13 protein-coding genes are annotated in these 12,861 nt (G+C 45.5%); 4 read left to right on the top strand and 9 right to left on the bottom strand.

What is annotated here, in order from left to right:
* Positions 1-470: 470 nt before the first annotated feature.
* Positions 471-788, bottom strand: a complete 318-nt coding sequence (locus Abin_RS04700; protein WP_084593468.1) for a helix-turn-helix transcriptional regulator — start codon at positions 786-788, stop codon at positions 471-473.
* A 215-nt stretch (positions 789-1,003) separates the two neighbouring features.
* On the opposite strand from Abin_RS04700, the gene Abin_RS04695 reads away from it, so the two are divergent.
* Positions 1,004-1,588, top strand: a complete 585-nt coding sequence (locus Abin_RS04695; RefSeq protein ID WP_255319403.1) for a recombinase family protein — start codon at positions 1,004-1,006, stop codon at positions 1,586-1,588.
* 29 nt (positions 1,589-1,617) lie between these two features.
* On the opposite strand, the gene Abin_RS04690 is transcribed toward Abin_RS04695, so the two are convergent.
* The gene (locus Abin_RS04690) at positions 1,618-2,229 is read right to left on the bottom strand and encodes a hypothetical protein (RefSeq protein WP_146867714.1); all 612 of its coding nucleotides are present in this window, start codon (positions 2,227-2,229) and stop codon (positions 1,618-1,620) included.
* A 297-nt stretch (positions 2,230-2,526) separates the two neighbouring features.
* Positions 2,527-2,877: a hypothetical protein gene (locus tag Abin_RS04685; protein WP_048845206.1), complete on the bottom strand. Its 351-nt coding sequence runs from the start codon at positions 2,875-2,877 to the stop codon at positions 2,527-2,529.
* A gap of 129 nt (positions 2,878-3,006) precedes the next feature.
* Here Abin_RS04685 and Abin_RS04680 point away from each other — a divergent pair, with 129 nt between their 5' ends.
* On the top strand, positions 3,007-3,570 hold the full coding sequence (locus Abin_RS04680) for a recombinase family protein (RefSeq protein WP_255319402.1): 564 nt from the start codon (positions 3,007-3,009) through the stop codon (positions 3,568-3,570).
* A 215-nt stretch (positions 3,571-3,785) separates the two neighbouring features.
* On the opposite strand, the gene Abin_RS04675 is transcribed toward Abin_RS04680, so the two are convergent.
* A complete protein-coding gene (locus Abin_RS04675; protein WP_146867713.1) occupies positions 3,786-4,064 on the bottom strand; it encodes a hypothetical protein in 279 nt (92 codons plus the stop codon).
* Positions 4,065-4,381: 317 nt separating this feature from the next.
* On the opposite strand from Abin_RS04675, the gene Abin_RS04670 reads away from it, so the two are divergent.
* Together Abin_RS04670 and Abin_RS04665 are read left to right on the top strand one after the other, a co-directional pair.
* A complete protein-coding gene (locus tag Abin_RS04670; protein ID WP_084593467.1) occupies positions 4,382-5,398 on the top strand; it encodes an AAA family ATPase in 1,017 nt (338 codons plus the stop codon).
* Positions 5,399-5,584: 186 nt separating this feature from the next.
* On the top strand, positions 5,585-6,898 hold the full coding sequence (locus tag Abin_RS04665; protein ID WP_084593466.1) for a DNA cytosine methyltransferase: 1,314 nt from the start codon (positions 5,585-5,587) through the stop codon (positions 6,896-6,898).
* On the opposite strand, the gene Abin_RS04660 is transcribed toward Abin_RS04665, so the two are convergent.
* From Abin_RS04660 to Abin_RS04640, 5 genes are all read right to left on the bottom strand, one after another.
* Positions 6,782-7,702: a response regulator gene (locus Abin_RS04660; RefSeq protein WP_048845203.1), complete on the bottom strand. Its 921-nt coding sequence runs from the start codon at positions 7,700-7,702 to the stop codon at positions 6,782-6,784. The two genes, Abin_RS04665 and Abin_RS04660, sit on opposite strands and share 117 nt — an antisense overlap.
* Positions 7,699-10,053: an ATP-binding protein gene (locus tag Abin_RS04655; RefSeq protein WP_255319401.1), complete on the bottom strand. Its 2,355-nt coding sequence runs from the start codon at positions 10,051-10,053 to the stop codon at positions 7,699-7,701. Before Abin_RS04655 ends, Abin_RS04660 begins: the two co-directional genes overlap by 4 nt.
* Before the next feature lie 86 nt (positions 10,054-10,139).
* Positions 10,140-11,891: a hypothetical protein gene (locus Abin_RS15785; protein ID WP_255319400.1), complete on the bottom strand. Its 1,752-nt coding sequence runs from the start codon at positions 11,889-11,891 to the stop codon at positions 10,140-10,142.
* 67 nt (positions 11,892-11,958) lie between these two features.
* Positions 11,959-12,345 carry a plasmid mobilization relaxosome protein MobC gene (mobC, locus tag Abin_RS04645; RefSeq protein ID WP_048845202.1) on the bottom strand — a complete coding sequence of 129 codons (387 nt, stop codon included), beginning with the start codon at positions 12,343-12,345 and terminating at the stop codon, positions 11,959-11,961.
* 174 nt (positions 12,346-12,519) lie between these two features.
* Positions 12,520-12,861, bottom strand: a 342-nt coding sequence (locus Abin_RS04640; protein ID WP_048845201.1) for a tyrosine-type recombinase/integrase, incomplete at its 5' end; no start/stop codon positions are given.

The following is a 12,861-nucleotide window of genomic DNA, read 5'->3' as shown; positions in this document are numbered from 1 at the left end:
GAAAATGTCGGGTTTCAGAAAATCTCGCGGGTTATTTGAACGATCGGAATGGGATGAAAGACTTTGCGAGATTCGTCCTTGTGCGTGTCCGGTTTTACCGATCGCCCGCCAGAAAGCCGACCTTCCGTTTACCCCCCATAGTGGCAGATAACCGACCTTCCGTTCACCCCCCAAAGGTGGCATTAGTGGTGCCGGGGTTATCTTCGAGAGTGCTGATTAGTTCCGCTTTGGATAGAACTGCAAATCTGCATCATATTTCGTTTTGAGGCTTTCCATTCTGGGTCTGTTCCGTTCAGTCTGAAGAGGGCGTATCTTTTGTCGATCATCTTCACGTAATCTAAGACTACGTTCCTCCAGTGCTGAGCGGAAAGATTTTAGCCCATCCAAGCGGGGCTCAAAATCATCGGAAACGAAGATGAGAGCTTCAACCTGTGCGGCGTTATGATGTTTTTCTGTCATTCCGGTAATGGTTATCGGATGGCGTCAGGACTGAGTTCCTGTCGCAGGTCAGGGGCATGCGGTTCCAAGCTTGGTATGAGAGCCGGGTGTTCTTGACTGTTAAGTCTTACGCCTGGGCCCAGATTGCTTTCCCCATCAATAAAAAGAATTCCCGCTGTTTCCAGTGTCTGACGGATGGCTTTGAGAGTTCTGTGATGGGGAGAACGTGTCCCTGTTTCGAAATCAGCCAGTGTTCGGGAGCCTACCTCAGCAAGATGTGCCAGATCTTTCTGGGAAAGGCCGAGCATGGCACGGGCTGCACGACACTGTGAAGCCAGCAAAACAGGCATGAATAAACGTCTCCACCATCAGAATAGGAAGTTTCATCTTTCATGCCATGTTGCGCCAAAAAAGCAGTTTTAAGCAAGAATGACGCAAAATTTCAGGACGTTTTTTTAGGTAAAGCGATATAAATATACATATACATGAGTATATGGAACCAAAGACGTTTACAATCTCACGCGAGCATGATACGAGACCTCTCGTTTTAGGTGCGCCTTTTGATGTGCCTGAAGTCATTACCAAAGGCATCGGCATGGCACGTTTTGGATATGTGAGAGTTTCAACCGAGATGCAGGTCAATGACTCTCAAGTCCTGGCGCTCAAGTACGAGGGGGTGGAGACGATTATTACAGAAGTGATTTCAGGTGCGGTGCCAGCACGAGCACGTCCACAACTTTCGAATTTGCTGAAGAGAATGAAGAGAGGCGATAGTCTCGTGGTCAGCCGTTTAGACCGTTTGGGACGGGATACGCTTGACGTTCTGAGTTTGCTGCGTGAACTCGACGAACAAGGTATCCGCGTCCGTATTCTTAACATCGGCGCAGAAACAGGAACACCGAATGGCAGAATGTTTCTGACCATATTAATGGCTATAGCTGAGTTTGAGCGCGAACTTATAAGAGAAAGAACACGAGCTGGACTAGCCGCAGTTAAAGCATCAGGCAAAAAACTTGGACGACCAGAACGCCTGACAGCACCACAGAAGAGACACATCGTTCACTTGTCACATGAAGGTATGTCTTTGCGACAAATAGCAGTTCTTTTTAATGTCAGTAAATCGACTATTAATAGAGTTATTAATTTATAGTTCGTCAAAACATTTTTAAAAAACGAAAATCATTCAAATTTATTTAAGTCGTTTATTGTTTTTCTCACTATATTTTCATATTTATTGTTGATTTTATGAGCTCTGAATATGACAATAACGACAGCTATAAGTGAGCAAAAGAAAATAAGCATCACAGTTGGACCAACGTCACGCCCAGAAAAAGTACCGGACAACCAAAAAATAATGATAAGAAAAATTATAAATAGAAATGATATAAAGCTATCTTTTTTAAAAGAATTCCATATTTCTGGGAAAATACTAATGCTTTCGCCGAATACATGGATGTTGTTGGTTGCCAAGTTTTTTATGGCCATCATTTCATAGGGTTTTTTGTTTTTCAAATTACCAAATAAAATTAAACTATTCTGTCCTTCTCGGCATGAAAAATCATTTGCATTTAATTTAAATTCCTGTCCATCGTGAGCGACAAACCAAAAACTCTGGCGGTCTTTACTACTTGTTGTAATTGTTGGAGCGCTAATATGGCCTCCATGTTGCGGATGAATATACCCACCGCCACCTTGTGATTTTACAGTGGTCTCAGTCCATTTTTCTATACCTCTAATTTGGCCAGACAAAGTATGAAATGAGTATTCATTACCAGCAATTTTTATTTCCATATGAATCTCCACTTATTTTAATACTTATATGAGGCTAATCTCGCGTTCTCACGGTATAATCCTCAAAATGCCTTGACTAAATTTCTGTTAGAGGATGTGAGAAAAATTATGGATACACCCACTTAGACGCAACAAAACTTTCTGTCGTGTTAGAAAAATAAATATTCATATTATTCCATATAAAAAATAAAGTTTTTAAATGACGATAGAAAAGAGTATGCGGACGTTTTAGTCATGACTGCTCTTTGTCCTATTGAATTTTTAGGTCAGATTAAGCTTCAAGTAATCTGCGTATGATTAATTGGGCTGCTCTTTTGCAAGACGCCATTTTCCATCTTCATGATGAATGGCGCGGAGTGTGTTTTTCTGGGGCTCATCGTTAAGTGTAAAGCTCACCGTGCAATCAAACGCCGAATCAAAATCTTTAACAACCTGACAGCTATATTTGACGATCTTGATATCATCGACATCAAGTTGTTGATCTGTACGAGTTCGCCACAACAACATGTTTATAGGTTGGTTAAGAAGGCTTGCTTCCAGTTTTGCCACTTCTTCCTTGCTTGGGGCACTGCCTGAGCAGGCCGACAGTAAGATTGGCAGACCTAAAAGAGGTATTGAAAAAAGACGGATTGAAGAGCGTTGAGTCATGGGAGAGAACCAAGTTGCTGTTTGATGTCGTGTTCAAAATCCGTCGTTTTTGGGACAATGTTCTCTTGGAAGTCGTAAGTAGAGTCTAAGTGTCCCAAAAATGTGTCTCGTTGACAGAAGGGGACAGAAATGATGGCACGTTATGGTTATGCTCGGATTTCTACGGATGAACAGACGCATGATCCTCAGGTTCTGGAATTGAAACGAGAAGGGCTTGAGGAGATCATCACGGACACTCTTTCAGGGCGTATTCCCGCTGTCGAGCGTCCTGGATTGTCATCCCTATTGAAAAGGCTCGTGAAGGGTGACAGCGTTGTGGTGGCAAAGCTGGATAGGTTGGGGCGTGACACAGTCGACGTTATGGGACTGGTCCGTAACCTTACAGAACAAGGTGTACGTGTCCGTATACTCAATATTGGGATAGAAACAGGCACCCCTAATGGACAGCTCTTTCTGACAATTCTCGCTGGATTTGCGCAGTTTGAACGAGAGATCATCAGAGAACGTACAAAGGCAGGATTGGCAGCTGTAAGGCTGGCAGGTGTCCAGTTGGGTCGACGCCCTGTCCTGACATCGTCTCAAAGAACGCATGTCTGCGAATTGAAGAAGGCCGGACGATCGCTGTCAGAAATTGCAAAAATTTTTCAGGTGAGCAAAAGCACTGTCTGGCGCACACTAAAGTGCGGGGTGTAGCGTGTCGAAAAGCAGGTTTAAGGGACAGTAGCGATACCGTGCGTCCGATGCTGCTTGACAACTCTTCAGAAACGACCGTTTTCCGGACAATGAACGTCTCAGAGTTATAGAGGTTTCTTCAGGTATTATCATCAAGAAATCAAAATTTTGTCGATCTTGATGTGATATATAGTAGCCGTTTTAATGTGTTGGAGGCGTTTGAGAATCGTAAGCGTTTAACTGTTTCTGCCATTGGTGTCGTTGATAAGACCCGTAAGCGCATCCAACACCAGCACCAAGAATTGGGTGCCGAGAGCGCATTGAGCCACCTGCAACAGCTCCGGCGGCGGCATCAGCAAGACATCCGTTTGGACGAGATGGAAGAATATTGCCATTGCGAGCAGTCGGGAATGGTTTGGTTTTTGGAGCGTTCCTGCCAGAAAGAAGGTCTGCCAAGGTTCTTTTGTCTTGTTGGCTAGGTGGAACGGCCGGAGTGTCAGGATTTCGTCCAGCAAAAAAATCTCCCAGCGTCCTTGGGCGCGCATCAGCGCATGAGAGAGGAAGCATAGTGAGGGCGAAGAGGAGAATAAGAAGTTTTTTCACGGTAAATGATCCCGTTAGAGAAGGATGATGTCTCTTGCTTGAGAGTGCGCGGGAAAGCGCTTTTACAGGCAAGGGAGGGGCAATCAGCGATTGACCTGTGACGAGCAATATGCTAAAGGTTATTTCGAAGAAAAGGTTTTTTTAAGTCGTTATTATTTATTTTGCAGCCTGCACAGATAAGGCGCTTCATTCGGGGCGTTTTAGCCAACTTATCTGATGGGGTGATTGTATGTCTGACAACTACCAAGCTAAGGATGATAGCTCTTCAAAGGACCAACACAGTTTTTCTGGGCCTGCAAGGAAAATTAGAACGAACTCTCGTAACGCAGAACCGCCACGGGAAGCTGATGATCTGGCGAAAGAGGAGAAGGTTTTTCTTCTTAGGGAAGGGTGTTCGTTTCCAAAACGCGTCAGTGCGAGTTCGTCTGGTGGTGATCTCTATCGCCACGTCCGTAGGTTAGAATCTCCTGTTGGTATTCATGAGCCTTTTAATGTTCAACAAAATATCGAACAGATTCAAGAAAGGTTTCCATACGCACGGGATGCAATTAAAGCTTTAGCCTCGGCAGATTTAACGCGCACAGTGTTTGGACGCTCCCATGGCTTTCAGCCTGTAATTTTAGTGGGTCGGCCCGGCTGTGGTAAGTCAACACTCGCCAGAGTTTATAACAAAACACTTGGCTATCCCTGTATGACCATCAATGTGGGGGCGATGTCTGATGTCTTGTCATTCATGGGTACGCATTCAACCTATAGTAATCCACGCCCTTCGGTGATTGTTGAATATGTTGCACAGGCAGAAGTGGCTAATCCTTGCGTTATCCTAGACGAGATCGACAAGTCTTCTGAGGGTAGTCGGAATGGCAGTGTAAAAGATGCCCTGTTGCAGTTTCTTGAGCCTGGTGAAGCTGCGACTTTTTATGATGTTTGTTTGAATACAGAAGTTAATCTCTCCCATGTCAGATGGATTTTGACTGCAAATTCTTTGGAAAAAGTCCCTGCGCCGTTGCGTTCACGCTGTCATGTTGTACACGTGCCTTGTCCTCAAAAAAGTCATGTTCCGCAGATGGCTCGACAGATGGTGGCCAATTTCATGGCCAGTATTAATATGGACGCCAGATGGGTAGCATTGGATGGTGTCGAAGAAGCAGTATTGCAGGAAAATTTTAACGGTGATCTGAGGCAGCTAAGAATGATGGTGGAGATTTTAATACGGGAAAGAATGACCTCTTTAGCCATCTGCTGAGAGATTGGCTGTTTTCATGCCTGTCTGAAAATTTATAGCAGACAGGCAGGATACGCCTTCATCTGAGACGCTGGAGCGTTGTTTTTCATACTTTCGAAAAGCAGACGGCCTACATAGTTTTCATTATCTGCCGATACAGCAGCTTACTCCTGGACAATTTTTGGTTTTCGAGATATCATACAACTTATGAGTTTCACTTGTATCGACCTATTCGCGGGCTGCGGCGGCTTATCTCTAGGCTTAAGTCAAGCTGGATTTGAGCATTTATTTGCGATCGAAGCGCACCAGCACGCGTTTGCTACGTATCATCAAAATTTAGTACAGGGGAAACCCTATCAGAGTCGCTGGCCTGCTTGGCTCGAACAACGAGCACATGATATTCTACATGTTATTGAAAAGAAGGAGAGAGAATTAGTCCAACTTCGAGGGAAAGTCGATCTTATTGCTGGAGGCCCTCCGTGTCAGGGTTTTAGCATGAATGGGCGTCGTGATCCTGAAGACCCGCGAAGTAAAATGATCAATGCTTATTTTGATTTTGTTCGTTTAATTAGACCTAAAATAGTTCTGCTTGAGAATGTTCAGGGATTCGCATCAATGCCTCATGGCATATTCGGAAATTACCCCAAATTTTCACAACATAGGTTGACTGAGCTCGGATATGAATCCTTTGAGACCATATTACCGGCTTCCGATTTTGGAGTTCCACAAAGGCGGCCTCGGTATTTACTTATCGGCATCGAAAAAGACACGTTGCCTGGTGTTAATCCGATTGAGCGTCTCAAAGTTAGCAGACGCTCTTTTTTAAATAAGCTCGGACTCGGGATGACTCCTACGTCTGTATTTGATGCCTTGAGTGATTTGGAAACAATAGGAGCTGAACTTATTGATGATCCGGAATTTGGTCAGAGCGGATTCAAATCCCTATTGTACAGAGCACCAAAAACCAAATCATCTTATTTACGTCTGATGCGTAATGGTTGGCGTGGCAAACCAACCGATATGAGGCTTGCAAAGCACTCAGAGAAAGTAGTCGCTCGTTTTGAAGATATCCTGAACAACTGCAAGAGGGGGCAGTCCATATCAGTTGAGGACAGAGAAAAATTCGGCATTAAAAAAAGGTCTGTGACCCCCCTCAACCCTCTAGTACCTGCTCCGACTATCACAACATTACCAGATGATTTAGTCCACTATTCGGAACCTAGAACAATGACCGTTCGGGAACACGCACGTTTGCAGTCCTTTCCTGATTGGTTTCAATTTTGCGGCCCCTACACAACCGGCGGTCATCGCCGTAAGCATGACTGTCCAAGGTATACGCAAGTTGGAAACGCTGTTCCGCCGCTTCTGGCTAGAGCCATAGGTGAAACTATTCACACATTACTGCTAGATCAAAATTCCAGAAATTTCTCGCATAGCTCGCAGATGCTCAAGGAAGCTGCTGCGAAATCTAGGAAAGTCAGCAACAGTCATGTAGGTCGTTCCGTGCCGATCCAGAATTAACCATCCTGAATCATTACGCTCTTCTAGAGCATGACCAAGCACGTTTCTGACCTCAATCACGTCTTTGCGATAGCTTCGTGTCTTTATGACTAAAGCGCTCAAACGATCTTTGTTATCGCCGGGGGATAATGACCTAAGATGTTCCTTTATCAGTTCCCGAAAAGTATCAAATGTTTTCATGCTGTCCGTAGCTGGATGATCCAATCTTCTTTGCAGGCCTTCCAAACTTGGGAATATTTTGAGAGTGCTAGAAGCTTGGTCACAGACAGCTTTATTCAAAGAGGAAATAGTTTTATCTTCTAATTTACCAACAGCCATTTTAGAAATTACGCTTTGACAAATAATATCGACCTCGGCCACAATTTCCATTGCTAGGCCGCGCATACCGGATAGACGATTAAGAGTGTGAGCATAGTCCTGAATCAATTCGCTGGCGCGGGTGGTAAAATTTTCTCGACGGGAGCTAAAAACCCCTTCAATGCCTTCTCTAGCCATTCTTTTACGCAGTGCGAACTCCGTATCGCTGCCGCTATAGAAAAGAATCGGTGTTGAACGAAAAAGGTCCCGAACTTTTTGAGCTAGCTTATCGCCTTTTACGCCGCCGGCGAGTTTTAAATCTAAAAGAACTAGATCGAACGCATGGAATTTCCTGTGATATTCAGCAAGAGAATCCAAATCGGAGCCATCTTTAGAATTCTTTATCTCTAACTCGAAACCTGCTGTGGCAGCTCCGGCTCTGATCTCATTTTCTTCTTGCTCAGAGTAGCTATCCTCAATCCACAGTAAACCAAATTGTAGCTTCATTTCGTATTTTCCGGAATGGTGATGATAAAATCTGCACGTGTAATATCCGATTTTGGATCGAATTTTATGCTTCCCCCCATCTCTTCTAATACGTGTGCCACATGGAATAATCCTAGGCCTGTTCCATTATGAGTGCCAGTATAGTGCTTATCGAACACACAATCTCTCTCAATTCTATCTAAATCAAAGCCCTGACCATCATCACTTACATGAAGTTCTAGTTTGCCCTTATTTTGCGGTGCCTTCGCAACGAACCAGATATTTAGTGCATTCGCCTTTCTTGCGTTGTCGATCAGATTGTCGACAACAACTGCAATATCGAAGGGTGAAAATTCGCTTTTCAAAGAATCGATTTTTGTTTGAAAGTGGACTTTAGGTGCACGTCCTGTGTCCGCTAGCATTACAGAAAAATACTCAGACAAATACTCTATAAGGTCTCCTTGTATGTGGCTAGTTTCAAGGTTGACTTTAATATTTGGTGCAAATCGCGATATAGTTTGAAGTCGGTTATTCTCTAACCGAATATACGAAAAGTCGTCCATTAGGGTGCGAACTGAGTTTCGAAGTGCTCCGGAGAGTAATTCGAATTCTTCTGGTTGCATGTCATCTGTATCAGAAAGTGCCTTTAGAATCTGCTGTGCACCCCCGAGTCCTCTCGTGGTACTTGATCCTATATGGCCAGAATAGATATTCACCTGATGAAGTAAAAGTTGTATGCGTTCTGCATCCAAGTTTTGACTGGCTGCCAGATAGCGAGACTGTTTTTCAAGTTGGATAATCCGCGCGTCAGATTGTGCTCGTTCATAAGCTAGCCTGTTTGCTTCTCGCCTAGCATCAGATTCTGCCTTTTCAAGCTGTGCGATGCGTGCTCGTGTTTGTTCTATTCGTTTCAATAGGTCGCTATCACCATCACGCTCAGCAATTGCGATGAGATCAGTAAGTGTCTTTTCCGTTGCGGCTTCTCTAGCATCGGCTAAATCTAAGATATTCTGGTCAAAATCTAGGATTTCAATATTTTTCGTCCGAGCAAGACCCCCTACGATCTGAAGTATTCTGGCTTTTGCAGGATCGCCTTCAAGCCCCACGGGAGTATCCCTGCCCTGATCGACTTTATCCTTCCAATTGACGCCGACAACATAGCGTTCAAGACGATAAATCATTTTTTGTTTGATGGCTTCAAAAAGAGCGCGGCTGTTAGCATCCTCAATCAAACCAGCGTCTCGACTGGAGGCTTCGCGGAACATTTTTTGCGGGGCCTGAACATCAATACGCCCTAAAATATCGCGGGTACCGAGATATCTAGATGTTCCTTGCTGTTTCCTTCTGTTTAGACCTAAAGTATCGTCAGTCTCTTCGCCAACAGGAAAGACTCGAAATCCATTCAAGAAAAGAAAAACACTTCCAAATTCGACAGAGGTAACTTTCATTCGGTGTCGGAATGTAGATTTGGCGCTTCTATTTAAAAAGAACACTTCGCCACTAATATTACATCTTTGAAGTTCAGGGTAGAAATTAGGTTCGGAGATTTTGTATATTAATTTTCCGCGGTCTATCAACTCAGATATAATTTTATGTTTGGAGATTGACACATTGATTCGAGAAGTTTTTTCTCTCAAAATGTCTGCAATATCATTCCCGACAGGACCATTGAGTTTTTCGTCATGTGGGTTGGAGTTGACCAAATAAGTAACAACTTTTACGGATTTTGTTGTGCCAAAAGGATCAATTAATTTTGCTAGATAGCTGCGGAGGCGCCGTACATTTTCGTCATCCCATTCATGACGTAACTCTTCTATTTGTAGTATAGTACCGGACCCAGCTGGAGTGGTGGCCATTTTTAGGGGGGGGAATTTGTCATCTTCATTAAGGTCTACAAAAACATCTTTAAATTCTTCTTTGCTGTCACGCTCAAATTTCGACCAGTCCACTGAAAGGCTAAAAGCTTTTTGTAGTTTATCATTGTTTTTTGAATACAGTCTTAACTTTTTCCCAAGAGTGTCACAAGAAAACCTGCCGATCCCTTTGCTGCCTGCATATCCTCCGGGAAGCTTTATCTTATCTCGGTAATCTAAATCCTCACTGTCATCCGCTTTGGCGGAATAGGCAACGAACAACCATTTTCCGATGATATCATCAATTCCCATGCCTTTGCCATCATCGACAATCCGCATGAGATTGGCATTCGGGTCGATTTCAATTTGAATCAGGTTGGCGCCAGCATCCACAGAGTTCTTGACCAATTCAAAAATTGCAACGAACTCGTTCGTGACCAAATCACGTCCGATTATGTCCTTTAGGTGAGTGCTTACCTTGAATGGTTTTTGAATGCTCATTGCATTAAAATTACTCATCTAAACAACGTTGTCCATATGTTTTGGCACGTTGGTACCTTAGACACGTTACTAGAGCAGTTTCACTGAACTCTAACTGATGCCCTTTAGGAGAATCCATTATAAATGTTATTAGCGTTATGCGTGGCTGATTGCCGGGCAGTTTTACCTAAAAGCTGATATCTTACTTTCCTCCTTCGAAGGCGACATTGTTGGTAAAGGAATTGTATTCCCAAGTGCTGATTAGTTCGGCTTTGGATAGGTTTTTGTAGTGCTCGGAGCAGGCCATCCTCCAGAGGCATCTGTGATGCCAGTTTTGTAAATTCTGCCCGCTCGGCAGAAAACGGTTTGCTGTCGAGGAGAGAGCGAAACAGGGACATATCGCGACGGGCCTGTTCCTTGGCTGGGCGGTGTTTTTCGTTCCACTCGTAAATCAGCCTCTGACGTGCCCGGTTTTGTGCTTCAAACTCCTTGTTCAGCCAGTCTTCACGTTCTTGCGGATTAGCCAGAGCGGCAAACTCCGCATCATATTTTGTTTTGATGCGCTCCAGTCTGGGTCTGTTCCGTTCAGTCACAACAGGGCGCACCGGATCAGGCGGACGTAATCTCAGGCCAACCACAAAGAGCAGCCCCTGAATGGCAAATCGGAGCACTTCCAGAAAATCTAATGCGGTCTGGTCAAACTGCTTTTGTAGGCGTCTATGTTTTCCACTCAGTCGTTGCCAGACGCTTTTTCTGGCTTCCTCAGAGACCTTTTTTGCTGAGCAATAGCGATCATACGCTTTTCTCAGTTGTTTCTCGTAAGGCTGAAGGTTCTTCCTCCATTGCGCCAGAATGACGTCCTTGTCTGCTAGAGGCTGCTTCATGGCGGGAGCCTGCTGGTCAAGGATGGCCTGTCTGTCCTGAAGGGCGTTTAAGAGGAGACGTCGCAGGCGGGCTTCTTCCACAGTTCTGATAATCGGGCCAGTGTGAGGGACGGGCTGAGGGGAACGGGCGGGTCGGTCCACATCTGCAACCCGTTTGCGGTAGAGGTCCTGCTGGAACTTGTTTCTCTTGGGGCGACGGATGACGGCTGGCTTCTGTCTGGAAGTGTTTTCTTCAGAAAGCAGTTTTCGGAAATCTGCCATTCTGACCTTGGTGAGGCGCGTGAAACTTCCAATCAGCGTGCCATTCTCATCTTCAATGATGTGTGCTCCCGGTCTGGTGTCTTTCCTGTCTCCCTCGCGCATTGTCAGGCCATGCTCTTTCAGTGCTGCGCGGAAGGATTTCAGGCCGTCAGAGTGAGACCACAGGGTCGCCACCAGTGTTTTCCGGGTAGCCAGATCAACACCTTGTCGTTCCGCCATCCGTCTCGCCTGTGCTGTATAGGCTGCGCGGGGTTTGAGATTGTCTGAAGGAGGGATAAGCGATTCAACCTGTTCGGCTTCATGATGGTATCCCTGCTTATGAAGGGCCTTTGCAATGGTCTTGTCATGTCTGCCGGGCACCAGAGCATGCCCTAATCGTAGTTCTTCAAGCCGGGCCACTTTCTCAAGGCGCATCCAGCTAAACCGGCTTTCAAGAACGCGGTCTTGTTGCCATTCCGGTAAGATCAAGTGACCATGAGTCAATCCGTCTTTCTGGTGGATGATGAGGGTCATATGACTGGGATCAGCCTTGAGTTCCTGACAGAGGTGACCAGCGAACTCGGCAAGCTGGGCATCACTCATGGCTTGTGCTGGGTTAAAAGCAATATGGCGCAAACCATATGTTAAACGCTCACGTTTTGCCTCCTGCATATGGTCGCGCATCAGCCAGTCTGATCCAGCCAGTACGCGAATGGCTTCATTTTTCGCGCCATGCAGGACATGATGACTCAAAGCCCCCGCACCACTGCGTGTTTTAATTCTGCTTTCTTTGACGATCATGACGCATGGTCACAGGCAATCAATGCAGGGTTACAGTCGTGTCGCACGTGCGACGGGCTATTCTTCTGGAAGGCTTTTTGCGAGATCGTGACAGAATGCGGTCGAGCCGATGGATCAGGGTTTCGATGTCGCCCAGCACAGAACGGCAATGGACGGCATCGCCACAATTTGCAGAGTGAGCAAGCTGATTGAGATTATTGCCAACGCGTGAAAGCTGGGTGCGTAGTCTGCGCAGTTCGTCCGAAACGGGTGGACCATCATCCCCCGAGAATTCAGCGGAAGTCAGCAGAGAGCGTATCCAGTCAGACGTGGTCACATGACCATGACGGCGCGCGATATGGTTCCAAACTATCAGTTCGTTGGGTGATGCACGGACGGAAAGGCGGGAAGTTCGGGCAATCGGCATAACAAGGTTCTCCTTAAAGGGGGTCAACGGGGGAAGTATTCCCCCTTGCCAGCTGTCAGACGTTACCCTTTGGGTAGCCGTCTGGCACTGCTGGCTCCTCTTAAAGATAACCTATTGAGATGCCCGATTTCCTGTTTTTGTTTTTATGCAAACAAGACTGTCACTATAAAGCTTTCAGAAAGCCATGATGCACTCGGGTGGATAGGTAAGTGCTTCAGTGACCTGCTTGAGATTGGCAACTTCAATCCCGCTTGTGTAGTTCATTGTTCCTTGACTCTTGTGGGTTGCTTCATGGCCGAGGACAGTATCAATCCATAACTCTCTAATGTGCGCTTCCTGATTTCTAAGTTTTGTGCTGACGGTATGGCGGAAAGAATGGAACGTCACAGCATCGGGAAGACCAAGTCGTTTTTTGTGCTTTGAAAACGAGCGGGCAAAATTATCGCCTCTCTCGCCAGAAGTGGAAATGGTCAGATCAGGGAAGAGGTATTTTTCACCATTCGCCTCAAGCAGATT

The sequence above is a fragment of the Acetobacter indonesiensis genome (assembly GCF_000963945.1).
In the GTDB taxonomy this organism is placed as follows: domain Bacteria; phylum Pseudomonadota; class Alphaproteobacteria; order Acetobacterales; family Acetobacteraceae; genus Acetobacter; species Acetobacter indonesiensis.
Note: the sequence above shows the minus strand (reverse complement) of the source record. Positions and strands in the feature narration are given on the sequence as shown.